General features: G+C 50.6%; 18 protein-coding genes. 6 read left to right on the top strand and 12 right to left on the bottom strand.

What is annotated here, in order from left to right; translation table 11 throughout:
- Positions 1-84 precede the first annotated feature (84 nt).
- Positions 85-780 (bottom strand): TVP38/TMEM64 family protein, encoded by a 696-nt coding sequence (locus JFN88_RS03180; RefSeq protein ID WP_199017851.1) that lies wholly within the window; start codon positions 778-780, stop codon positions 85-87.
- A 186-nt stretch (positions 781-966) separates the two neighbouring features.
- On the opposite strand from JFN88_RS03180, the gene JFN88_RS03175 reads away from it, so the two are divergent.
- From JFN88_RS03175 to JFN88_RS03165, 3 genes are read left to right on the top strand one after another with little or no spacing between them, the layout of a single operon-like run.
- Positions 967-2,061: an endospore germination permease gene (locus tag JFN88_RS03175; RefSeq protein ID WP_199017850.1), complete on the top strand. Its 1,095-nt coding sequence runs from the start codon at positions 967-969 to the stop codon at positions 2,059-2,061.
- Positions 2,058-3,548, top strand: a complete 1,491-nt coding sequence (locus tag JFN88_RS03170) for a spore germination protein (RefSeq protein WP_199017849.1) — start codon at positions 2,058-2,060, stop codon at positions 3,546-3,548. Before JFN88_RS03175 ends, JFN88_RS03170 begins: the two co-directional genes overlap by 4 nt.
- Positions 3,545-4,705, top strand: a complete 1,161-nt coding sequence (locus tag JFN88_RS03165) for a Ger(x)C family spore germination protein (RefSeq protein WP_199017848.1) — start codon at positions 3,545-3,547, stop codon at positions 4,703-4,705. Before JFN88_RS03170 ends, JFN88_RS03165 begins: the two co-directional genes overlap by 4 nt.
- Before the next feature lie 37 nt (positions 4,706-4,742).
- On the opposite strand, the gene JFN88_RS03160 is transcribed toward JFN88_RS03165, so the two are convergent.
- From JFN88_RS03160 to JFN88_RS03130, 7 genes are all read right to left on the bottom strand, one after another.
- Positions 4,743-5,666, bottom strand: coding sequence for a M15 family metallopeptidase (locus tag JFN88_RS03160; RefSeq protein ID WP_199017847.1), 924 nt, complete (start codon positions 5,664-5,666; stop codon positions 4,743-4,745).
- 192 nt (positions 5,667-5,858) lie between these two features.
- Positions 5,859-7,532, bottom strand: coding sequence for an ABC1 kinase family protein (locus JFN88_RS03155; protein WP_199017846.1), 1,674 nt, complete (start codon positions 7,530-7,532; stop codon positions 5,859-5,861).
- A 93-nt stretch (positions 7,533-7,625) separates the two neighbouring features.
- The gene (locus JFN88_RS03150; protein ID WP_199017845.1) at positions 7,626-7,955 is read right to left on the bottom strand and encodes a phasin family protein; all 330 of its coding nucleotides are present in this window, start codon (positions 7,953-7,955) and stop codon (positions 7,626-7,628) included.
- A gap of 111 nt (positions 7,956-8,066) precedes the next feature.
- Positions 8,067-10,292, bottom strand: a complete 2,226-nt coding sequence (locus JFN88_RS03145; RefSeq protein WP_199017844.1) for a heavy metal translocating P-type ATPase — start codon at positions 10,290-10,292, stop codon at positions 8,067-8,069.
- 1,176 nt (positions 10,293-11,468) lie between these two features.
- A complete protein-coding gene (locus JFN88_RS03140; protein WP_199017843.1) occupies positions 11,469-13,292 on the bottom strand; it encodes an ABC transporter ATP-binding protein in 1,824 nt (607 codons plus the stop codon).
- Positions 13,289-15,016, bottom strand: coding sequence for an ABC transporter ATP-binding protein (locus tag JFN88_RS03135; RefSeq protein WP_199017842.1), 1,728 nt, complete (start codon positions 15,014-15,016; stop codon positions 13,289-13,291). The genes JFN88_RS03140 and JFN88_RS03135 overlap by 4 nt, the downstream gene beginning before the upstream one ends.
- Positions 15,013-15,378, bottom strand: a complete 366-nt coding sequence (locus tag JFN88_RS03130) for a MarR family winged helix-turn-helix transcriptional regulator (RefSeq protein ID WP_199017841.1) — start codon at positions 15,376-15,378, stop codon at positions 15,013-15,015. The genes JFN88_RS03135 and JFN88_RS03130 overlap by 4 nt, the downstream gene beginning before the upstream one ends.
- A 279-nt stretch (positions 15,379-15,657) precedes the next feature.
- Here JFN88_RS03130 and JFN88_RS03125 point away from each other — a divergent pair, with 279 nt between their 5' ends.
- From JFN88_RS03125 to JFN88_RS03115, 3 genes are read left to right on the top strand one after another with little or no spacing between them, the layout of a single operon-like run.
- The gene (locus JFN88_RS03125; RefSeq protein ID WP_199017840.1) at positions 15,658-17,133 is read left to right on the top strand and encodes a spore germination protein; all 1,476 of its coding nucleotides are present in this window, start codon (positions 15,658-15,660) and stop codon (positions 17,131-17,133) included.
- A 28-nt stretch (positions 17,134-17,161) separates the two neighbouring features.
- Complete coding sequence (locus JFN88_RS03120) at positions 17,162-18,337, top strand: Ger(x)C family spore germination protein (RefSeq protein WP_199017839.1); 1,176 nt, start codon at positions 17,162-17,164, stop codon at positions 18,335-18,337.
- Positions 18,334-19,419, top strand: a complete 1,086-nt coding sequence (locus JFN88_RS03115; protein WP_199017838.1) for a GerAB/ArcD/ProY family transporter — start codon at positions 18,334-18,336, stop codon at positions 19,417-19,419. The genes JFN88_RS03120 and JFN88_RS03115 overlap by 4 nt, the downstream gene beginning before the upstream one ends.
- Before the next feature lie 151 nt (positions 19,420-19,570).
- Here JFN88_RS03115 and JFN88_RS03110 read toward each other — a convergent pair whose 3' ends face one another.
- The 4 genes from JFN88_RS03110 to JFN88_RS03095 form a co-directional block, all read right to left on the bottom strand.
- On the bottom strand, positions 19,571-20,635 hold the full coding sequence (locus tag JFN88_RS03110; protein WP_199017837.1) for an LLM class flavin-dependent oxidoreductase: 1,065 nt from the start codon (positions 20,633-20,635) through the stop codon (positions 19,571-19,573).
- Positions 20,636-20,735: 100 nt separating this feature from the next.
- Positions 20,736-21,284 (bottom strand): GNAT family N-acetyltransferase, encoded by a 549-nt coding sequence (locus tag JFN88_RS03105; RefSeq protein ID WP_199017836.1) that lies wholly within the window; start codon positions 21,282-21,284, stop codon positions 20,736-20,738.
- Between the two features lie 221 nt (positions 21,285-21,505).
- Positions 21,506-21,721, bottom strand: coding sequence for a hypothetical protein (locus JFN88_RS03100; RefSeq protein ID WP_199017835.1), 216 nt, complete (start codon positions 21,719-21,721; stop codon positions 21,506-21,508).
- Between the two features lie 127 nt (positions 21,722-21,848).
- Positions 21,849-23,762: an ATP-dependent DNA helicase gene (locus JFN88_RS03095; protein ID WP_199017834.1), complete on the bottom strand. Its 1,914-nt coding sequence runs from the start codon at positions 23,760-23,762 to the stop codon at positions 21,849-21,851.
- Positions 23,763-23,815: the final 53 nt, after the last annotated feature.

The raw sequence follows: 23,815 nt of genomic DNA, 5'->3' as shown, positions 1-23,815 counted from the left end.
GGCATCTCCTGTTCTCTTTTAAACCATGAAATAGATTTCGAAATCGCAATCGCCATCTATCCCATTATATAGGCAGGAGAACAATCAATCCAGATGTTCCGAAGCGTTGCAAATGGCAGGCGTACTGCCCGTACCCGGCTGAGACTTGGAGGAGACCGCTGCACGTCTCTTCTTTACCCGCTTTCTATAGTACCAATAGCCGGCAAGCAGTATAAACACAATTACAGCCGCTCCGTAAGTCGAGATACTGTCTGATGCAAGCCCGAAGGGAATCAGGGACAGGGCAAAAAAATAAATAAAATTTCCTGCCATAGTAGAGGTAATAAATTTGCCGATTGGCACCGAACTGATCCCTGCTGCGGCATTAACAAGACTAGTGGGCACCATCGGAAATATGCGTCCAATGAATACTGCCTGAAAGCTGTTGCGTTCGATTTTCTCTAGCAAATTGGCGCTCATTCTCTTCAGGATAAAGCGCTGGAAACCGCCGCGTATCATATAAAAGGCCGCTACAGCGCCGACGATGCTCGAAACCCAGCTCCACAAGAAGCCATAGACAAATCCAAATAATGAAATGTTAATCGATATTAGCAGCAGAAGCGGGATGATTGTAAACAGATTCTGTATGATCATGAGTATTGTCGTTATCGCTAGAAGCAGCGTGATGTTGCCTTTTGCAAGCTCCAGAATGGATTGAATGTCCGCATGAAAAATCAGGCCAAGCAGGTCGGTACTCCATACAAGAGCCGCTGCGCAGCCTGCCAAAACAACTGCAATCATGGCAACCCGTATCTTTTGTGTAGGTTTAATGGCCTCTCACCCTTTACATGTTGGAGATAGGTTAAGTGCCTTCCAGCATAACAGATCCATTTGTACTCACTGTGAACTTTCTATTACTTGCATATTTACATGGCGCCAATGGAACAATATAGCAATGAATACTACGATTGCAGGTGAATCATCCCAATGAATAATGGAATAGGCAACATCAGCTTCCTGCAGCTTGCCATGATTATCCTGCTTATGAACGGTCTGATGACACACGTTACCATTAATCCGATGCTGCTGGAGTCTGCCGGACGCGACGCCTGGATATCCGTTCTTGCCACAGGAGGACTATATTTGCCATGGTGTGCCCTGCTGGTGCTGTTCATGCGCAGCTCCGGCCAGCAGAAGCTGCAGCCGTGGCTGGCTGCGAGGGTCGGTACGATCTTATCTTGGATTATTTTATTGCCATTGGCGATACAGCTCTATCTGATTGGCGGAACTACGATTTTGCATACAGCTGGATGGACCTTGATCAACTATTTGCCTGCCACCCCAATCGCCGTGCTTGCCATACTGCTTGGCATCGTCTGTCTCTATTATGCTCTCTCCGGCATATCAGCTATCGCCATCGGCTCCGGCGTGCTGCTGCCGCTGGTTGTAGTGCTTGGCTATTTTGTATCCTTCGCTAACAATAGTATGAAAGATTCTCAGCTTCTCCTGCCCGTTCTGGAACATGGCTGGCAGCCAGTTTTTAGCGGGATGGTGTTTGCAGGAGGCGGCTTTGTCGAGCTGATTATGATTTTTGCCATTCAACATCGCTTGAAGAAAAAGGTAAAGGCATGGCAGCTTCTTCTGCTTGGCGCCATGATTGTATATATCACACTTGGACCGATCATTGGGGCAATTACAGAATTTGGATATAAGGAGGCTGCCAAACAGATGGAATCCCCCTATGAGCAATGGCGGTTGGTCAGTCTTGGCAATGATATTGAACATGTGGATTTTCTGTCTGTAATGCAGTGGCTGGCGGGAGCTATTGTGCGAGTCAGCTTCTCTGCATTTATATTGACTGATCTGCTGCCTTTGAAGCATGCCGCCTCCCGATCCTGGATGCTCCTTCTTATTATCGCAAGCTATGTCGTTATTGCTATGTTCCCGATAGATATTTATGGGTTTTATCTATGGATGTCCCGCTTCTACATTCCGTATTCATTGGCTGTTGCGGGCTTTACGAGCGTGACCTGTATCAGTCTTGCGCTATTTTCCAAAAAGTCTGGAGTGAGTCCTTCATGACCGAACATTACAACAAGAACAATCATCCTGTCCACAACTGGGATCGGGATTCCCTGAAAGCATTGTTTGCACGCACGGCGGATGTCGATATTGCCAGCTTTCAACTGAGCGACCAAGCCCCTTCCGAGGTTGTGCTGGTATACAGCAGCGGCCTGTGCAATGTCGGTGAAATCAGTCAGACGATTTTGCCTGAGCTGGAGAAGCTTGAAGCAACCAAAGGGCTAGATACACTGCACGAAGGAGGCTTTTACGGCCCGCTGCCGATGACATCCGTGAATCCGTCTGCTTCCCCTGCGCAAATTTCGGAGTGGATTTTCGACGGTTGCCTTTTGCTCCTCATCCCCCATACCAAAGCGCTGTTCAGAATGAATATCGGTCATCGCCCGGAACGAAATCCCGAAGAATCAACGACAGAAATTACAATCAAAGGCCCCAAGGACGGGTTTATCGAAGATTTGATGACCAATGTCGCTCTCATCCGGAAGCGGGTACGCAGTGAAGCTCTCAGTTGCGACATAAGCGTTCTGGGAAAAAGAACCCGGACAAAGGTTGCCTTGTTATATTTTGAGGATATTATTAACCCCAGGATATTAAGTGAAGTCAAAAAAAGACTGCAGCAAATTGAAGTCGATGGGCTATACAGTATTAACCAGCTTGAAGAAATGTTAGTCGATCAGAAGCTGACATTGTTTCCATTGCTTGATTTTACAGGCCGGCCTGACAAGACGGTAAGCAGTCTGCTTGCCGGAAGGTTCGTCATTATTTTGGACGGGAATCCGATGGTGCTGATCGGCCCCGGCAATTTATCATTACTGTTGAAGTCGCCCGAGGATTTGTATTTCAGCTACCAGTACATTTCATTTGCCCGGCTTATTCGGCTGCTCAGCCTGTTTATTTCAATGCTGCTTCCCGGCGCCTGGGTAGCGCTGTCCTCGTTTCACCCGGATCAATTGCCATTCCGTCTTATGGCTACTGTCGCATCGGGGCGGATTGGGCTGCCGTTCTCCGGGCAGGTGGAGTTGTTTATTTTACTGGTGTTGCTGGAAATTTTCCGGGAGGCCGGTTTGCGGTTGCCTAGTTCAATTGGACAGACGCTGACCGTTGTAGGAGGACTCATTATCGGGGATGCGGCCATTCGGGCCGGGCTTGTGTCGCCTAGTGTCGTTGTAGTTGGAGCCGTGACCGCTGTCACAAGTGTTACACTGGTCAATCAATCGCTCAGCGGCAGTGTCAGCGTTATTCGGATCGGCCTTTTTTTCATCTCGGCCTTTATGGGGATGTACGGTCTGCTGCTCGGCATCGTTCTGGTACTCGGCTATATGAGCCGACTTCGTTCCTTTGGCGTTCCTTATTTGGCGCCGTTATCGCCATTCAATTCAGCCGATATTCTGAAATCCGTGCTGCGCTTTCCCTGGGTATGGATGAAAAGGCGCCCTGCTACACTTCGTGTCACCGACCCGGACAGTAAAGGAGAGACCGAGGGATGAGCATTTGGATCAAACGTCTGCTCCTTGTACTGATGCTGCTCTCTGTTGCAGCAGGCTGCGGAGAGAATTCCAAATCCATTCAGAATCTGGCGTTCGTTACGGCAATCGGACTGGATTATCAGGACGGCCGTTTCTATTCCTATACGCAGGTGCTTAATTTTATCGACGTTGCCAAGACCGAACAAATTGAGATCGGTAAAAATGTACCCGTATGGATCGGGCGCGGCGTAGGCAAAACCGTCAATGAATCATTAGCTTCCATCTACCCGACTTCCCAGCTCAGGATGTATTGGGGGCATGTCAAAGGTATCCTTTGCAGCGAGCGGCTTCTGGAGCAGCTTGATGATATGAGAGATATATTCGATGCGGTTAACCGATACCGCGAAGTCCGATACAACATTAACGTTTACAGTACCAAGGAGCCTTTGCCACTTATTCTGTCGCAGAAATCCGTTCTTTACTTTTCTCCACTGGATACGTTGCTGGACAACCCGTCCCAAAGCTACATTCAAAACTCGATTATTCCGCCGCAATATGTGTATAGGCTGATTTCAGAGTTCAATGAATCGGGACGGACCGCCATGCTCCCCTCATTATCCATCTCAGATGGGCGGTGGACAGAAGATACGACAAAGAGAACGCTGCTTTACATGGATGGAACGAGCTTTTTTTTCAATCATCAGTACATTGGCAAGCTGCCCGTAGATCAAATGGACGGATTGAAGTGGCTGCGGAAGGAAACCCGGCGAGCGATAATAAATATTCCCGACAACAACAACCCGGCAGCAACACTGGTTATCGTGAAGCCGCGGCATAAAATCAAGCCGGTTGTCGAGAACAATCGGGTACGGTATGTGATCCATGTCAAAGCTAAAGGCTATGTCGATGAGATGATTCAAGATTTGTCCATTCAGGAGATGGAGAGGCAGGCAGCCCAGGTTTTAAAACAACAAATTATGGCCACCTACGAACAAGGTCTTGCCCGTCAGATCGATGTGCTCAATCTGAATTACAAGTTGTATACAAGCAAGCCGAAAGAATGGAAGAGACTGGAGAAAATCGGCAGGCTCAAGCTGGAGAAGGATACGATTCAGGATATTCAGGTAAAAGTCAAACTGACTCATACCGGAAAATATAAAGGGAGGACTTACAAATAGAATATCTCCTTCGTTTGTTCCCAGGCCTGCAAGACGGCTATTCCACATCAAAATCAAAGTAGGTCTTGGGGAATGGCTCATCATTCAAAGTATAATGCCACCACTCCTTGCTGTATGACCGGAAGCCGCTATCCTCCATTGCCTTCTTCAGCACGTTGCGATTGGCTGTCTGCTGCGCATTGATTAGCGTGGTTCCATGATGAGATCGTTCACCCAGATAATCGAAGCTGCTGCCCATGTCCACTTCCTCTCCAGTATCTTTATGGACGATGCTTAAATCGACTGTGCTGCCTCTGGAATGTGCGGATTTGCTGGACAGATAGCCCATCTTGAACAGCCGGGACTTGTCAATGTCCGGGTAAAACAGCTCTTTCATATCATCCCCGCTCTCCTTGGACCAACGGATAAAATGGGCAACGGCTTTGGCGGGGCGATAGCCGTCATAAATGTTCAGCTCATATCCAAGCGGGGCCAGCTTCTCGCTGGCCTTCTGCAAGGCTTCAGCAGCCTTCTCCGTCATAATGGCTGTCGAGGCCTTGTAACCGTCAATTCGTTCACCAACAAAATTATAATCGCTATTATACCGGATATCGTAATGCGCCGATTCCAGCACTTCGTCGAGATAGACAAATCCTTCTGGCAGCTTGTATTGCTTCACAACGGCAGCTTCTTCTTCCTGTTGATCCTGGTCTTGGCCCTGCTCTGTTCCTTCGACATGATTGCCCGGAGGCTCGCCAGAGTCTGCACCGCTTGCAGCTTGTCCAGCGCTTGACTCAGAAACCGGGTTTATATCCTGAAAATTATGATTGCCGTTGTTCGCGCCTTGTATGAAGCTGCTAGGGATATGCTCCGTTTCTTGCGGTGGATATGTGCGGGATTGCGCTGAACAGCCGCTTGCAATTAACAGCGCAGCCAAGCCCCATGCGCCAATCTGCACGGCCGCCTTTTTGTTTCCTTTCATCTATCTGTTCGCTCCCCGCTTCCTTAGCTGTCCTGCCAAAAGAACCTTTTCTTTCACACGGGCGACTATTCCCGTAAGTTTAACTGATAGCGTATGTTCTGCCCTCACCCATTTTACTATAAATAATCCGAAAAGCATAAACAGCCCTGCCAGACAAATCCTGCTGGCAAGGCTGAAAATCATATTCAAGCTTTAGAACCGTCCGGAGCGGAAAATCGCAAAGATAAGCCACAAGAACAAAACAGTGGCGACAAGGAAACCCATCTCCAGAATCGGAATTTTCCACAGCAATGTATATTGATGCCGCATGGACGAGCCGATAATAAGTCCGCCCATTACAATACTAAGCGAGAGCAGCATGATGGCAAATGACATCCGGTTGCTGATCCGGTCAAGCTTTCTCATCACCTGATCCAGATCCGGAGTTGTCAGCTCCACACCGATCTTCCCCTTGCGGATGACCGCAGTCAAACGCTTCAACGTATGGGGCGCCTCGTAGAACAAATCGACATATTCGGGTATGCCCTCCAGCCATTTGCGAATCGCTGCTCCAGGGTCCAGACTTTCCTTGAACAGTCGGCGTCCGAATGGCTCCGCTACATCGAACACACTGAAATCCGGGTCCAGCGCAGTCACGACGCCCTCCATCTCGAGCAATGTTTTGCCAAGCAGCGCAAGTTCCGGCGGAATCGTAATCCGATGGCGGAAGGCCAGCCCGAACAGATCATGGACAGTTTCCCCCATGCTTATTTTACTGAGCGGCACCTTATAATACTTATCCCTCAACTGGTCTACATCTGCGCGCAAGGCACCTCGGTCCGCGTCCTCTGGGATAATCCCCATCTTCGATACGGCACGGATAATGCCGCTTGAACTCTGGTTGCGCAGAGCAATAACGAACGCCGCCAGCTGCTTTTTCAACTCGGGCGTCAGTCTGCCTACCATACCGAAATCAAGCAGCGCCAGCCGTCCGTCAGGTTGAACGAGCACATTGCCAGGATGCGGATCTCCATGGAATAATCCTTCAATCAGCACCTGATTCAGAATGATCCTGGCAAAACGGTCTGCAAGCTGGCGCCGGTTATGTCCGGCCTCGTCAAGACGCTCACGCTCACTTAGCTTGATGCCGTCCACATACGCCATTGTCAGCACTTTGCGGGTCGAATACTCGTTGTAAACAGCCGGAATAATCAGCTTCTCCTTGTTGTAGACCTGGGCAGCAATCTGATCTGCATTGCGGGCTTCGGCACTATAATCCAGTTCGGCCAGCAGCGCCTTGCCTACTTCTTCCAAAACCTCCGCCAACCGGTAGCTTTGGGCCCATTCCAGACGCGCTTCCACAAGACGGGCAAATTGCCGGATCATATCCAGATCGGTCTCGATTACAGAACGGATACGGGGACGCTGCACCTTAATCACAACTTCCGTACCGTCATAAAGCATTGCCCTGTGTACTTGACCGATAGAAGCCGCCGCCAGCGGTATCGGGTCAAAGCGTGCAAACAATTCATCAATCGGCGCCATCAGCTCTTGCTCGATAATGCCTATTGCCTGTCCCTCGTCAAAAGGCGCCACATGATCCTGGAGCAGCTCCAGTTCGACAATAATGTCTGCCGGGACCAAATCCGGTCGGGTGCTCGCAATTTGTCCCAGCTTCACATAGGTAGGGCCCAACTCCTGCAACATAAGAGCAATCCGCTTGCCGGTTGTCATCTTAGCGACCTCTCCGGGTTCCCGATGACGGGCAAAGGGAAGCTTCCCGGCCAAGCCCAGCTCTCCGGCAAGATATCCGAAGCCGTTGCGGGCGAGAATCATCGAGATCTGGCGAAACCGGTGAAGCTGACGGAATTTTTTGGCGACCAGCATAAGATTGACTCCCTCCCTTGCTGTAAATGGCCTCCTGCAGCCCGACAGGTCATGAACGGGTATGCATTTTAAAAGGGATGACCTCGTGTTACGCTAATCGGAAATGGAATACCCTTCGGCTTTCGTATCACCTCCGCGCTGCTGCTCCAATCTGGCAATCTGCTGCTCAAGCCGCTCAATATCGGCGCGGGTAGCCAGCTTCAAATCGGCAATCAGCCCCTCCACTCGTTCCTGGACTATTTCATCAATCCGGCGGCGCGACTCCTCCCCTTTGCTAATCAGTTCATCGACGAAAGACGATGACTCGCTGCTTCGTATTTCACCTTTTTTAACCAGCTCATCAACCAGCTTCTCCACTTGCTCTTTGCTGGCGACTGCAACCCCCAGCCCCAACGATAATGCTTTGCTTAACAGTTCTCTCATAGTTGTCACATCCCCTCAGAATTCAGTTTGTGCTCCTGTTCCATCTTAACGCCTGTTATGTAGTTTACATAAAAAACCAAAAACTTATGCATAGCGGCAACTGGCTGGCTTTTAAGCCCTCTGCAGCCGGAGCGCATTCCCTACAACTGTAATCGAGCTTAGCGCCATTGCGGAGCAAGCCATCCACGGTTCCAGGAAGCCAAGCGCTGCGAATGGAATCGCAATACCGTTGTAAGCTATGGCGAGCGCCAGATTCTGACGGATGTTGGACATTGTCCGTCTGCTCAGGCGAATCGCTTCCGCTATTGCAGTCAGATTGCCCCCTAGCAGGCTAACGTCTGCCGCTTCCTGCGATATGTCCGAGCCGGTGGACAGCGACATCCCTACATCTGCCGCGGCTAGTGCGGGCGCATCATTCAACCCGTCCCCAACCATAAGTACCCGCTCCCCCTTCTGCTGGAGCTCTCTGACAATATGAAGCTTGCCGGAAGGGGGCACCTCGGCATACACGCCGCTGATCCCAAGCTCCTCTGCAACCGCATAGGCGGTGCGGGGATGATCGCCCGTTACGAGCGCGGCTTCAAGTCCCAGCTTGTTTAGCTGTCCAACCGCTTGCTTGGAGGATCGCTTCATCGCATCCCGAATTCCTAGCAGGCCAAGCAATCTGCCGTCCGCAGCCACATAGAGCACTGTCTTCCCAGCGGCCTCCATTCTGCTCGTTGTATAGGGCTTCGCCGAAGCCGCTCCGGTCCCGGAATGCCGAAGTGTCTGCTCCATCAGCTTCCAGGAGCCGATTACAATCTCCTGTCTGTCCACTCTCGCCCGTACCCCATAACCCGGCAGCGCCTCAAATTGCTCCCCAGGCAGCAGCTTCAGCCCTTGCAGGAGCGCTGTATGGACTACCGTCCTGCCAAGCGGATGCTCGGAATGCTGCTCTGCGGACGCCGCCAGCGCAAGCAGTCTTCGCTCCGTTGTCGCCACAGTATGCAAATCCGTTACCTCGGGCGTGCCTTGGGTCAGCGTGCCCGTCTTGTCCAGCAGCACAACTGTTACTTGATGGAGCGTCTCCAGCGAACTGCCTTCTTTGAACAAAATACCCTTTTGGGCAGCCCTTCCCGAGCCTACAAGCACTGAGATCGGAGTAGCCAGTCCAATCGCACATGGACAGGCGACGATCAGCACAGCAATCATTCGTTCCGTTGCAATTCCGATATTGCCGCGATCAATCAGGATGATCCAGAACAGGAATGTCATCAATGCCAGCGCAATCAGCAGCGGGACGAACATATCCGCCATCTCGTCGGCTTTGCGCTGAATCGGGGGCTTGGAGCTTTGTGCATCTTCGAGAAGGCGAATCAGTCTGGCTACGGAGGAATCTGCCCCCGCCCGCTCTGCTCTCACACTGAGCCTGCCAGCCTGGTTGACTGTTCCGGCAACAACCTGGTCGCCTGTTCCTTTCTCAACCGGAACCGCCTCTCCGGTCATCATCGATTCATCTACACCGGATTGGCCTTCCACAACTTGTCCGTCCACCGGAATTCTGCTTCCCGGCACGATCGCAATCAGATCTCCCGGCTCTACTTCATACGGAGCAATATGAAGCTTTTCTCCCCGCCTCTCAACCTGAATTCTCCCCTGCTGCATGTCGTGCAAATCCATCAGTGCGTGAAGCGACCTTTTGCGTGCGGCGGCTTCAATCAGTTTGCCAAGCAGTACGATGGTCATAATGATGGCCCCGGTTTCAAAATACAGATGATGCGGGGACGCCGTGCCCTGATTGTGTGCAAGAAGCGGCCACAGGACATGGAACAAGCTGTAAAAGTAGGCGCTCGATGTGCCCAGTACAATCAACACATCCATATTGGCGCCGCCGCTTCTGACTGCTCGCAGCGCCCCCTTGTAAAAGGGCAGACCTATGACCAACTGAACCGGCGTCGCCAAAGCAAGCTGAAACCATGAATTCAGCAAAAGCTCAGGCATCTGCCACGGCAAGGACAATCCACTATGGTGAAGCATCACCCCGAACAAAGGCAGTGTCAAAAGCAGCGCCAGGACAAAACGCACCAGTCCGCTCCTCCCGCTGCCGTAGGAAGCAGAAGCGGGCTGGACTTCCCGTACGCCATATCCTAGCTGCTCGACCTTTCTTCTTACCTGCTCCCGATCCGCTTTCATGGCATCGAACACAGCAATAGCACGCCCGGTTGCCAGATTTACTCTGGCCTCCTCCAGACCGTTCAGTTTCAGCAGCACCTTTTCTAACCTTGCGGCACAGGCCGCGCATGTCATTCCCGTCACTTCAAAGGTATACCGATCGATGTGGTGCTCTTCTTTTTCCATCCGTTTTCGCCCCCCGCCGCTTCCTCATTTTCCGTCAGACACACTTGAAACTATCCTATGCATGTCCGCAGCCGGCTAGTATGCCTCTTTCAGATCAGAAATGAGTTGGATGCCGAGGTTTTAAGCTGATTGCAGACAAGAAAATGCCTTCCCCGCCTGGCTGCAAGCGTGGGAAGGCACTTTCTGCTGTCGTTGGTTGTTCAATTGTGAACTTGAACCATCTGATGTGGTCTAGTCGCTCTATGATGGAGCGTTGATTGATTTAATCACGCACTCACCATGGAGTGCGACCCTAGCGGAGGCAGGTTGGCGAAAGATTATAAAGTTTCAATCCACGCACTCACATGGAGTGCGACGTCATTACAGGAGGTACCATTACAGGATCAACAATTAGTTTCAATCCACGCACTCACATGGAGTGCGACATCGATATTGCATCCTACCAAATCGCCCGATCAAATGTTTCAATCCACGCACTCACATGGAGTGCGACAAGCCGGCGGGCTTACGCGGGGAGGTAATTGGGATGGTTTCAATCCACGCACTCACATGGAGTGCGACTGCGAAAACGGAAGGAATAAACCCATTATTGGGATTAATTATGAAGATCTCTCGGAAAACACTGCGTTTAGCAAAAGAGAAAAACATTGACATTTAGACTTGGTTATGATTTCACCCTGTTTTCGACAAATTTCGAGGTGCGAAGGAACCGGGAAAATCATGTGAGCTTCACATTCGCACCGAAAAATGCGAAAAATAAATAGAACTAAAAGAAACCAGAAACAGCATAGCCGGAGTGTGAAAGGATTCTGTAGAAGTGAAGCGTTCGCCTCTGTTCCCGGATTTCCTCTCTCACAACCATTCATTCCAGAAATCCGGGAACAGCAGCGATCGGAAGAACCTTTCACACGCAGGCCACCTCGAATTTCAATCGTAGCGCCTGTTAACAACATACTTACAATGATAAATGATGGCAATCTATAATTCAATCATGACTTTGCATAAAACATAGCCAACTCGATGCATTGTACATAGGCTAGCCGGTGTGAAATAGTTTTGAATAAGTGTAAAGTAAACGGCTTTCCTTCTTAACGGGTATAGCGTCACGGGTATAGCATCTTTTCACGTAGAAATAGAACCTGTCTACAAGCCATTCACAACATGCATTCGTTCAACTTATATGACCGCTTCATCCTGCCCTTGCGAGAACTGGCTGTTATGCAAGTCCGCATAAAAGCCCTTCTGTCTCAGGAGTTCCAAATGAGTGCCCTGCTCGATAATTTCACCCTGGTTCATGACCAAAATCAGATCCGCGTCCTTAATCGTGGACAAGCGATGAGCAATGACAAAACTGGTGCGTCCCTCCATGATCTCCTTCATCGCCTTCTGTATATTCATCTCGGTACGGGTATCGACACTGCTCGTCGCTTCATCCAGAATGAGAATGAGCGGATCGGAGATAATCGCCCGCGCAATCGTCAACAGTTGGCGCTGCCCTTGCGAAATATTCGAGGCTTCCTCGGTGAGAACCGTATCATAGCCATTAGGCAGCGTCCGAATGAAGTCATCGGCATACGCCCTGCGCGCGGCCTCAACAACCTCCTCCTCAGTCGCTCCTTCTTTGCCATAAGCAATATTATCCCGGATCGTTCCGTTGAACAGCCACGTGTCCTGAATCACCATTGCAAACCGACTGCGTACTTGCTCCCGGCTCATGTCATTGAAATCCGCTCCTCCAAGCTTCAAGCGTCCTCCATTGATTTCGTAGAACCGCATCAGCAGATTGATCATGGTCGTCTTCCCGGCTCCTGTAGGACCGACAATCGCAATCGTCTGCCCTTCTTTAACTTCTAGATTCAAATCCCGGATGATCGGATTTTCAGAATCATAACCAAAGCTGACATGCTGGAAGGATACGCTGCCGTGTAGCTCTTTCGGATCAACCAAGGTACGCTGCTCCTGCGGTTCTTCTGGCTCGTCCAGTACGGCAAATACCCGTTCCGCAGAGGCAAGTGCGGCCTGAATCATATTGGCAATGCTTGCCGCCTGCATCATAGGCTGGTTAAACTGCTGGGAATATTGGATAAAAGCCTGTACGTCCCCGATTCGAATATTGCCGTTCAGGACGAGAATTCCGCCCGCTATACTGACAAGCACGTAACCAATGTTGCCGATAAACATCATCATGGGCATCATAAGACCGGACATAAATTGGGCTTTCCAATTCGTCTGATAGAGCCGTTCATTCATTTCATCAAAGGTATCCAGCGCTTTGTCCTCATAACCGTACGCTTTGACAATTTGATGGCCGCCATAGATTTCCTCGATATGCCCGTTCACCTGTCCCAATGTCGCCTGCTGGCTAATAAAATATTTTTGCGATTTTGCAGCGACAAACCGGATCACAATTACACTGAGCGGAATCGTCACGCACACGACCAGCGTCAGCAGCGGACTGATGAATAGCATCATCACAATAATTCCGATAATCGTAATGATAGACGTTATGATCTGCATTAAAGCCTGCTGCAAGGAGTTGTTAATATTGTCAATGTCATTAACCGCCCTGCTGAGCAGGTCGCCGTATGGATGCTTGTCAAAGAAACGCAGCGGCAGCCGCGCAAGCTTCTCGTTAACCTCTTTGCGCATCGCCGCAATCGTGCGCTGGGATACGCCTGCCATCAGATACTGCTGCAGGAAAGTAAACGCTGCGGACAAGGCATACAAAGCAATTAGCCAGATAAGCAGCTTGCCGAGCAGGGCAAAATCCACGCTGGTTCCCTTCAGAAAGCTATCAAAGATAGAGGAAGTCGCCTCCCCGAGCAACTTCGGGCTTACAACGTTAAATAAAGTCCCCATGAGGGCCATAACCGCGACGGTGATCAGCTTTTTGCGCTGCGGTCTCAGATACCCGAGCAGTCTGCGCAATGTCTTCTTAAAATCCTTTGGCTTGCTTGCCCCCATTGGAACCTTTGGACTCATCCCTCTCCGGTTGCTCATGCACTCGCCCCCTCTGTCTGCTGGGAGGCCACGATTTCCTGATAGATCCGGTTCCCTTTAAGCAGTTCGTCATGCTTTCCGATACCGGCAACCTTGCCCTCATCCAGCACAATAATCTGATCAGCGTCGATTACAGTACTGACACGCTGGGCGACAATAATGACCGTGGCCTGTCCCGTCTCCTGCCTGAGTGCGGCTCTCAGCTTGGCGTCCGTCTTGTAATCGAGTGCGGAGAAGCTGTCGTCAAACAAATAAATCTCCGGCTTGCGGGCCAGCGCCCTCGCTATAGACAGCCGCTGCTTCTGACCACCAGACAAATTGCCGCCAGCTTGACTGACCTCGGCATTAATGCCGCCTTCCTTGGCACTTACGAATTGCGCCGCTTGGGCCGTCGCCAGCGCGGCCTCAAGCTGCTCCTGTGGAATATCTCCGTTGCCAAAGCGGATATTATCGGCAATCGTGCCCCGAAATAATGCCGCCTTCTGCGGAACATAGCCGAGCTTGGCGCGCAGTTCCTTCTGGCTCATGTCCCGGATATTCACGCCGTCAACCTCGATTGACCCCCGCTCTACATCATAAAAGCGCGGAATCAGCTGCAGAAGCGTAGTTTTCCCCGACCCTGTACTGCCGATAATCGCCGTTGTCTCGCCAGGGCGCGCGACGAAGGAGACGGATTCCACTGCCGCTCTTTCGGCCCCAGCGTACCGGAAAGTGACATCTTTGAACTCCAAAAGTCCTTGCACAGCCTTGCCTGATTCAGGCTGAGCCGGCTCTTTGATTTGAGAATGAAGCTGAATCACTTCATTAATCCGGGTGGCCGACGCCTGGGCGCGCGGAATCATAATAAACGCCACGGAGAGCATAATCAGCGACATTAGAATCATCATCGCATATTGCAGGAATGCAATCATGTTGCCGACCTGCATGACCCCTTCGTTCACGCGAATTCCCCCGAACCAGACAATCGCGACATTGGTGAAGTTCATCACAATCATCATCACCGGGAACAGCACCGCGATCATCCGATTGACCTTAATGCCGATATCCCGATAATCCTCATTCGCCTGATCAAACCGCTTCTTCTCGTAATCTGTCCGGTTGAACGCCCGAATGACCCGCAGACCGGTCAAAGACTCCCGCAGCAGCAGATTGAGCCGGTCGGTCTTGTTCTGGAGCGAGCGGAACAAAGGGATTGCCGTTCTCATGATCAGAAAGATCAAGCACGCCAACACCGGCAAGGATGCGAGGAAAATCAGCGACAGCATAGCATCGCGGGATACCGCAAGAATGATGCCCCCGATCAGCATAATCGGAGCCCGGATCATCATGCCGAACATCATATTGACAACGTCTTGAATCTGCTTGATATCATTCGTTGTCCGGGTAATCAGCGATGCGGTCCCGAAACGGTCGAATTCCTGCAGGGACAAGCCCTCCACATGGATAAAAAGCTTGCGCCGCAGATCACGCCCGAAACCAACCGATACCCTGGAGGTAAAATAAGTAACAATAACAGTCAGCGCTCCCGCCAACAATGAGCAAACGACCATCCATCCTCCGGTTTGCAAAATATGACCCATATCGTTATCGACAATTCCTATATCCACAATACTGGCCATCAGCGTAGGCAAATACAGTTCTAGCAGAATACCGGCCAGCATACTAACCAATATAATCAAAATAAAGCGTGTGTAGGGCTTTAAATGCTTGAACAATGCAATCAATTGCCCTCCTCCTCTTCCCGATCTGTCATCTTCTCTTCAAAATAATCAAAAGCCAGGTTCATCAGCCTCGCAAGCTCGCGGCTGTCTGCCTCCCCCAGATGCTCGCAAAGTCCGGCAAGCATCCGCTTAAAATGCTCCTTCTCCCTATCGGCCGCAGCCCGACCCTTGTCCGTCAAGCTAATCTTGACGATTCTGCGATCTTCCTCCCCCTTGGTTCGAACAATAAGCCCGTTGTCCTCCATGCGATTGAGTTGCTGGGTGACAAATGGAGAGGTAACCTGCATGTCTTTGCTCAAGTCCAGCACTTTCATTCCTTCCGGCCCGGCATTTTCCAACAGCATCAACAGGCGAGTTTCATGCATTTTGTAGTCGCCTCTGCTGGCTTTGGCCTCAATTCTCTTCCGACGAAAGCGGCTGAAAGATTGCAGCAACTCTTCGACAGCGCTTGAAATCGGAATCTCCCCCTTTTCTATAAATAGATAAGTAACTTACTTATTAGTATATATAATGCTTGTACTACTTTCAAGCAGTCAAACCGATGCAAGCAATGTATAAAATCATGTTTCTTTCCGCATTCTAAGCCCATAACCATGCATTTCCAAACGAGGAACGACCGGGCAGGAAAGGGAGATGGGTCCTTAATGACAAAACACAACGACAGCAATACTCCCCGCAGACTCGAAAGCAAAGAACGTCCGAGCCTCGATGTCTTGAAAAAGAACATCGAAACCGAGCTGGGAAATACGTCCGATATTCGTACACGGGAGTGCACGGTCGGGGAGCAAATGATCCCTGCAGTTTTGGTATGGATCGATGGTATGGTCAACTCTATTGATCTGAACAGCAATGTCCTCTCCCCGATTATTAGCAAATCTGTGGAACTGGACATGAGCCCGGAGAACAAGCAGGCGCTGAAGCTGCTCAGTCATTCCATTTTAACCGCTACAGAGACCACGGCGGTCACAACTCCCGCCCAGGCAACAAGCCTGATGGTTGAAGGTTGGACCATCATCCTGATTGAAGGCCATAATGCAATGGTGGCGGTGAATACGCTGGGCTTTGAGACGCGCAGCATCGATGAGCCCTCCTCGGCGAATGTCATTCGCGGACCGCGCGACGGCTTTGTAGAGTCGATTGCCATGAATATTTCCTTGATTCGCCGCAGAGTCAGGAGCAAGCAGATACGCGTCGAGAGCCAAACACTTGGTTCCATCTCGCATACAAAAATTGCACTTCTCTATGTCGAGGACCGAGTGGACAGGAAGGTGCTGGAGGAAGTTCGCAAACGCGTCAGCAAGATTGATATTGATGCTGTGCTTGAATCCCATTACATTGAAGAAATGATTAAGGATAGCCCCTGGTCCCTCTTTCCTACAGTCTACAGCACTGAACGGCCTGATGATGTTGCAGGGCTTATTCTGGATGGGCAAGTCGCCATTCTCGTGGACGGTACGCCTTTCGTGCTCGTTTTGCCCTGTACCTTGTTTCATTTGCTCAAGACGACAGAGGATTTGTATCTGGCGTATCCGGTCGCTACCTTTGTCCGCTGGATCCGCTTTGTCGGTTTTTTGCTTACTCTGCTGCTGCCAGCTACTTATGTAGGCATACTTATCTTCCATCCCGAGATGGTGCCTCCCCAACTGCTGAGCAGCATTCTGTCAGCTCGGGATGGCGTGCCGTTCCCGATTCTGTTGGAAGCGCTCCTGATGGAGCTGACCTTCGAGGGGCTGCGCGAGGCCAGCGTCCGAATGCCGCGCTCTGTCGGCTCAGCCATCAGCATTGTCGGCGCTCTTGTTATCGGGGAGTCCGCCGTCCAGGCAGGCATTATATCTTCCCCGTCTGTCATCATCGTGGCCGGCACAGCAATTTCATCGTTCACCATTCCTTCAAATTCACTGTCCGGTTCCATTCGGATTTTGAAATTTGTAATGCTGATATTTGCCTCCATACTGGGACTGTACGGCATCATAATCGGGCTGTTCATTGTCGGCATTCATTTAAGCGCGATCAAGTCAGTCGGCATGCCCTATCTGGCTCCTTTTGCGCCATTCAAGAAAGATGAAGCCATACGTTCGTTTATCAGACTTCCTTGGTTTATACAGCGGAACAAACGATAAAACCATTTTATGAACAGGAGGAATCCCCATGTTCTTCCGATTTCTCAAGACTTGCCTTCTTCTCTCAGTTCTTCCTCTGCTCGGCGGATGCTGGAGCCAGATCAATTTTGACCAATTGACCGTTGTGTCGTCTCTGGGCCTTGATCTGAACCCGGATAAGCGTCTGGAAGTCACCATACAGTTGGTAAATCCTACGCTCCCCATCTCAGCCGGAGGCGGCAACCAGCAGCGACGCAGCATCGCCACCTATAGCGCGGTCGGCGCTACGGTTGAAGATGCGCTGGAGACCATCCGGCAGCAGGCGAAGAAAAGTCTCTTCTTCCCGCAAACCCGGGTCGTAATGATCGGAGAACGGTTGGCCAGAAAAGGGCTCGACGGAGTTATGGATTATTTCTGGAGAAACCAGTATCAGAACTTTAACAGCTTTGTTCTCATTTCCAAGGAGCCAGTCAGACAGGCGCTTGGCAAATCACAAGAGCTGCAGGCGGTGCCGGCCGATGAATGGAAGGCCTATCTGGAAAGCAAATACTACAAAAGTTTAAGCGGTGCAATCGAGCTTTATCAGTTTCTCCCTCGTCTGAACCAAAGCGGCTATGCGGCAGCCGTCCCGGGACTTCGTTCTGCCGAGTCCTATGGCGCCAACCAACGAATTATGGCCATTGAAGAACTGGCTGTCTTTCGCCATGAAAGACTGGTAGGGTGGATGAATAGCGATGAGACCCAAATGGTCAGCTGGCTAAGCGGGATGGCAAAGTCAGGTTCTTTCAAGGTTAAGATTGACGAAGGGACCATAATCAGTTTTCAGATGAACCCGGTCGCTGTCCGCTTGACTCCTGTATTTGACGGGGAACGAATTACATTGAAGGTCAAGATGGTTGCTGAGGCAGGCATTGTTACATCTACTGCGGAACTTAATCTGGCTGATCCCGATTTTAACAGAAAACTTGTCCGCTCCTTGACAGACCATCTCCAACGGCAGACAGAACACACCGTATACAAGTTGTTCCGAACTTATCGGACAGATTCAATCGGGTTCGGTGAAACCATTCACCGGAAAGCGCCCTCAAAGTGGAAAAAACTCAAAAAAGACTGGGAAGAGAGACTTAAAACGATTAAGGTTGAACCTGAAATAAAGGTTGTCATGACGAAGTCAGGATTGTTAATTGAAGGACTTATTACGAAGGACGATGAGGAGAAAAAATGAACCAGCAGATCATTTCTAACAAACAATTTTTCTTTATTGTCTTTGTATCCATCACTTGCCTTTCTTTTTTTTCGTCACCAAACCAGTTGACTTCACAGGTGAAGCAAGACTTGTGGCTGTCCATGATATTTGGCACGCTTATTGACATCTATGTCGCCTATATTTTACAAAGTCTTGGCAATCAATATAAGGGGAAAACGATAATTCAGTATACGGGCAGCATTCTGGGCAAGGCGGCCGGAAAAATCGTTTCCCTCTGCTACCTCCTGTTCTTCCTCATTGTCATGATGACCGCGATGTGGATCTACTGTGATTTCATGTCGCGCTCACTAATGCCGGAAACACCTCAACTCGTGTTCTCTTTAACCATGATGTTCTGCGCCGGAATGGCGACCTGGATCGGCATCGAAGCGATTGCGCGGCTGAGCCAGCTCATCGGCGCAATCGTTCTTGTGGCCTCCATCATCCTGTTTATATGCTCTATTGCTGATTTTCGCATTGAAAATCTGCTGCCCGTGCTTGAGGACGGCATTCTGCCGCCTTTGCGGGGCGCGATCTATCCCGGCAGCTGGTTTGGCATCTGTATCACAGTCGCTATGCTTATGCCTCATCTGAGTAACCCGTCGAAAATGTTCTGGATGAAAAGTAAGGCTGTCGTACTGGGAGCATTTATCATGACGATCTATCTGATGTACAGCATAGCCGTTATGGGACCGGATATGGCGGGCAAATTCGAGAATCCGATTTATATTTTCTCCAGGATTACGCATTTGATTATTTTGGATCGGGTTGAGGTTCTATTGCTCCTTATTTTCATTTTCGGCTCGCTAATTACCATCTCTATTGTGTTCTTTGCGTTCACAAAAGGAATGCAGCAATGGACAGGCTCCAAATCACCCAAGCCCTGGATTATCATCTTCGGAATCATTGTCGTATTCAGCCCTTTCGCCCCGTTCAGCCACAATAGTCCGGTTATCAGCTCCTACTTGAGCTACTGGTTTCCAATCGGTGCTTTATGTATCGAAGGAGGGCTCACAACGATGTTGTTTATCATTGCAATGTTACGCAGACATACAGGCTGACAAGTGTCCATCCAACATACAAGAGAAGGCAAAAGCAGCCTGCGAGGCGCTCTTGCCTTCTCTTGCCTAGAAAATAGCGTTGACTTGTTCGAATTCGCTCGCCAGAACATACATAGGACAGTTGGTTACTCCAGATCTGCTTCCCGACAAGTCAATGAAGGGCCGGAGACACTTCTGCCGCTGGTTCCCATACGGTACTCTTGATTCGCCTCCGCAGCTCAGGCGCAACCTCCTCTGCAAACATTTGCAATTGCTCCAGTTGCTCCGCCGCAGACAAACCATCCACGCTAATGCTGAGCACCTGATGGCCAAATGCTTCATGATAGTTAAGGATTTTCTCGATTACACTCTCTGGGCTTCCTACAAGCGCCGGGCCATTCTGGACGTTATCCTCCAGGCCGCGAAACGGAGATTGGTTATGCTGAGCCGAATCTGTGGATTGGAAAACATCGTAATAGGGACGGAACTTCTTTAACGCTTCCTCCTTCGTGTTCGCCAAATACAGGCTGCCCGCCCCTGCTCCCACAACCGCCTTGCTTGCATCATGGCCGTAATAAGCCAGCCGCTCCCGGTAATGATCGATTAACGCCTTGTATTTAGCCTGCGGATGGAACGTATTGGAGGAGAAGATCGGCTCGCCATAACGGGCGGCCAGTTCCGTGGACAATGTGCTTGAGGCGCTCCCGTGCCACACCGGGATAGAAGCCTGATAGGGACGAGGCTGAGTTGTAACCCGCTCAAGCGGCGGCCGGTACTGGCCTTTCCAGGTTACCTCCTCCTCATTCCACAGACGCTTCAGCAACCCATAACGCTCATCCAGCGACTCCCACTGCTCTTCTTCCGAAATGCCGAACAACGGATAATGCCTCGGGTCATTGCCCTTGCCGATAATAAGCTCCAGCCGTCCGCCGGACAAATGATCCAACGTCGCATAATCCTCCGCTACCCGCACCGGATCAAGCACGCTGAGCACTGTAACCGTCGTAAGGAGCCTGATTCTGGCGGTTCTGCCCGCTATCGCGGTCAACACTACCGCGGGTGATGACGACAGGAAGGGAGCGCCGTGACGTTCTCCTACGCCATAGGCGTCAAAACCGAAACGCTCAGCCAATACGGCCTGGTCCAATACTTGCTGGAATTTCTGCTGCTGTGTGAATGACTCCCCGGTCAACGCATTAGGAAGATTCATAATGAGACTGAACAATGCAAATTTCATCTGAACGCGGCCCCTTTCCGACAGGCTGTAAATAAGGCGTCATCCCTGTAATTCCAAGGATCGAGCCAACTGGTGCGGTTTGCTTGCATCGGGAGACGGCTTAACCGCTTGCCGCCTGACCGATTCGTTGCCGGGAAAACCGCTCATACAGCCCGCGGTCGACAATTTTGCGGAGCAAATGCATCGTCCCGTCCCCATTGCCCGGATCAAACGCATGAATTCGCTCGTAGCCACGCCGTTCATACATTGGCAGAAGCCAGGGGTGCTTCTCCGCCGTCGCAAGTGTAACAGCAGGCGCCCCCAGCCTGTCGCGTATAATATTTTCTTCTACCCAGCCCAGAAGGTTAGCGCCGTAGCCCTTGCCCTGATACGCCGGATCAACCGCAAACCATTTGAGGAACGGCAGGCCTGACAATGCCGTCATCGGATTGTCTGCCCTGGTCAGGGTTACAGTAGCAGCAACGCGATGGTCCACCTCCAGCACAAAGCATTCATTGTCGGCAATATTCTCCTCGACCAGCCCCAGGTTGGCATGTGCTGCAGGCCAATGCAAATTCAGGTCGCGTATTGTAACATAAGCATCATAAATGACCTCCACTAATCGCGGAGCATCCTGCTTCTCAGCCAGACGGAATATCACTTCACCCATCTCATTCACCTCGTTGTACTCAAATTTTATAATTCCTATTGATTTAATATGATTTAATAGTACCAGATTACCACCCTTTTTTATCCAGCGCTAATTGAATTCTTCTATAAGCAAATAAACCGAAAACCCCATTAAAGGTCTCCGGCCATACTTGAATCCGTTATACAACAGGCATGAATGAACTTGCCCACGGCCCGCTTGCCTTCTCTATCATTCCTCCTCTAGTTGCTCTTGGTGGATGAACGGAAGCAATTGTAGGCGACTACGGATAATACGATTAGAGTAAAAGGCATCAACGTAACTTCATGACCTTGCCGCTCCTGTACGTAGGAATAAACGGCTCCGGCAACCAAAATAGCGAGCACGCCAGTCGTCCATAGAGCCAGCCGAATCTGGTCGCCGCTATATCTGCGAGTAAATTTTGCAAGCCAGTTCATGTGCATTTCCCCCTTACCAAGCCAAGATGAATTGCTGTTTTCTATTGTAACGAATATATTTGTATACAATGTGAACGTTACTTTACAAATCATCAAGAGACTGTTAAACCTCATCGGCTGAAGCCCCTTACAGAAACTGCCTGATTTGCTCCCTGATGTCTGTTTCCTTAAACGCGCCGCCGAATATCGTTACCGTGCCGGAATCTTCGCTTGAACGGATCAGACGTCCGATTCCTTGCTTGAGCCGAAGCAGCATGTAAGGCAAGTCGACCTCCTCGAACGGAGCCGCGGCATCATTCCTGCGTGCTGTGAACACCGCATCATTCGGCGGGAACGGCAGCGACCAAATGATAACATGGGATAGCGACGGTCCGGGGATATCCAGTCCTTCCCATAGGGTCACCGCGCACAGCACACTGTGGTGGTCACGCTGGAACCCGGAGATCAGATGGCTGATTTCACCCGAGCCTTCAAAAAAATAACGTCTGGAATGATGCTCTGCGCGCCACTCCAGTTCGGTTCTGAACCATTTCAACTCCTCAAAGGACGGGAACAGGATAAGCAAGCCTCCGTCCGTTGCGCTCATCAGCTCCAGTACCTTCTCCAGCTTGCTCTGATCAGACTGCTGCGGGTGAATATCCAGCTGCATCTTCTCCGCATACCGGTAAGGGGAAGCTACAGAGAACGACAGGAAGTTTTCAATCCCAAGCCCCTGTGCAATATAATCAAACGACCCGTTCACAGATAATGTAGCGGAAGAAAAAACAACCGGCATTGCTCTGGAGAAGACACGCTCACGCAGTACCTCCTTGACTTTTTTCGGCATGATGACGAGGGTCATCCCTTCATGATCCTTCACAAGCCATGTTATCACCTGCTGCGGCTGCGCGAACAGGGAAAGGGCATGTCCGATCATCTCCAGATGCTCCTCCACAATTTTGAGCTGATAGTCGTCAAGCGAAAAAAGTCCGCTCTCAAAGACCAGTTCTTCTTCGATATCGCCAATTAACTGGCGGAAATGGAAAATCGCTTGCGCAAGCTGGTCATTAAGTATGATTTCCCGGCGGTCCGAACCCGGTACGATACGGCTGCTTGCAGACAGCAGCTCAAACAGCCGCTCGCTCTGTTCGATGGATGCTTCTACAGCCAGCGCCAACGATTCACGGATTTCTCCCTCCAGCAACCGCGTCACGATACTCTCAAACAGATGGTGCTTTAGCTTGTAAGTCAAGGCATTTTGCGTAGCCGTCTCCAGCAGATGGCCTTCATCAAAGACGACCGAGCTGTGTTCCGGCAATAAAGGAAGCTGGCCTTCCCGTTTGCGCGCCTCGTACGTCCATACATGCTCCATGTAGAAATCATGGGAGCAGATGATCAAATCCGTCGCCTTGCGGTAATAGTCCCGCGAGATCGTCTGACCGCAACGGTGGCGCTGAGGACAGATCAGACAGTCCTGAAATACGTCCCAGGCAATTCGGCTCCACTCGTCATCTGCCAGCTCCGGATAATCTTTTCGGTCGCCATACGGGTAAAATGACTGCAGCGCTGCTGGCTTATGGACAAATTCCGGCAAATTTGCATATAAAGCCCGGTACAGGCTTGCAGAATCGTCATCCTCGTCGGCCACAGCCAAATCCAGCTTGTTCAGACATACGTACTGGTCCATTGATTTACTGAGCCGCGCATCCACGCGCAAATCGAGATGCCGGGCCAGCTTGGCAATATCGCCTTCAGGCTTGACCAATTGTTCAATCAGGGATTCATCGGCACAAGCAATAACAGCCGGTCTGCCAGTGTATCGCGCATAGGTGACTGCATAGAGCAAATAGACCAGCGTCTTCCCTGTTCCAACGCCCGCCTCTGCAAATATTGTCTGTTTGCCGCTAAACGCTTTTTCAAGTTGAAAGGCCATGTAAATCTGCTCATCGCGCGTCTCGAAGCCCGCCTCGGGTAAAATGTCATAAAAAACATCCGCGATCCAGTCGCTCGCTTGCTCAACGAACGGCTGGCCCGGATCAAATTGAAAAGGATATGTTGTCAAACCAGTTGTGCCTCCAAGTCATCTTCGTCTATCTAGACTATTATACAGCAACC

The sequence above is a fragment of the Paenibacillus roseus genome, from assembly GCF_016424485.1.
Lineage (GTDB): Bacteria > Bacillota > Bacilli > Paenibacillales > Paenibacillaceae > Paenibacillus_D > Paenibacillus_D roseus.
This window is presented reverse-complemented; position numbering and strand designations above follow the sequence as displayed.

Coding starts and splice junctions, on each gene's coding strand:
- JFN88_RS03180 (WP_199017851.1), bottom strand. CDS start 780: ATGATTGCAGTTGTTTTGGCAGGCTGCGCAGCGGCTCTTGTATGGAGT.
- JFN88_RS03175 (WP_199017850.1), top strand. CDS start 967: ATGAATAATGGAATAGGCAACATCAGCTTCCTGCAGCTTGCCATGATT.
- JFN88_RS03170 (WP_199017849.1), top strand. CDS start 2,058: ATGACCGAACATTACAACAAGAACAATCATCCTGTCCACAACTGGGAT.
- JFN88_RS03165 (WP_199017848.1), top strand. CDS start 3,545: ATGAGCATTTGGATCAAACGTCTGCTCCTTGTACTGATGCTGCTCTCT.
- JFN88_RS03160 (WP_199017847.1), bottom strand. CDS start 5,666: ATGAAAGGAAACAAAAAGGCGGCCGTGCAGATTGGCGCATGGGGCTTG.
- JFN88_RS03155 (WP_199017846.1), bottom strand. CDS start 7,532: ATGCTGGTCGCCAAAAAATTCCGTCAGCTTCACCGGTTTCGCCAGATC.
- JFN88_RS03150 (WP_199017845.1), bottom strand. CDS start 7,955: ATGAGAGAACTGTTAAGCAAAGCATTATCGTTGGGGCTGGGGGTTGCA.
- JFN88_RS03145 (WP_199017844.1), bottom strand. CDS start 10,292: ATGGAAAAAGAAGAGCACCACATCGATCGGTATACCTTTGAAGTGACG.
- JFN88_RS03140 (WP_199017843.1), bottom strand. CDS start 13,292: ATGAGCAACCGGAGAGGGATGAGTCCAAAGGTTCCAATGGGGGCAAGC.
- JFN88_RS03130 (WP_199017841.1), bottom strand. CDS start 15,378: ATGCATGAAACTCGCCTGTTGATGCTGTTGGAAAATGCCGGGCCGGAA.
- JFN88_RS03125 (WP_199017840.1), top strand. CDS start 15,658: ATGACAAAACACAACGACAGCAATACTCCCCGCAGACTCGAAAGCAAA.
- JFN88_RS03120 (WP_199017839.1), top strand. CDS start 17,162: ATGTTCTTCCGATTTCTCAAGACTTGCCTTCTTCTCTCAGTTCTTCCT.
- JFN88_RS03115 (WP_199017838.1), top strand. CDS start 18,334: ATGAACCAGCAGATCATTTCTAACAAACAATTTTTCTTTATTGTCTTT.
- JFN88_RS03110 (WP_199017837.1), bottom strand. CDS start 20,635: ATGAAATTTGCATTGTTCAGTCTCATTATGAATCTTCCTAATGCGTTG.
- JFN88_RS03105 (WP_199017836.1), bottom strand. CDS start 21,284: ATGGGTGAAGTGATATTCCGTCTGGCTGAGAAGCAGGATGCTCCGCGA.
- JFN88_RS03100 (WP_199017835.1), bottom strand. CDS start 21,721: ATGAACTGGCTTGCAAAATTTACTCGCAGATATAGCGGCGACCAGATT.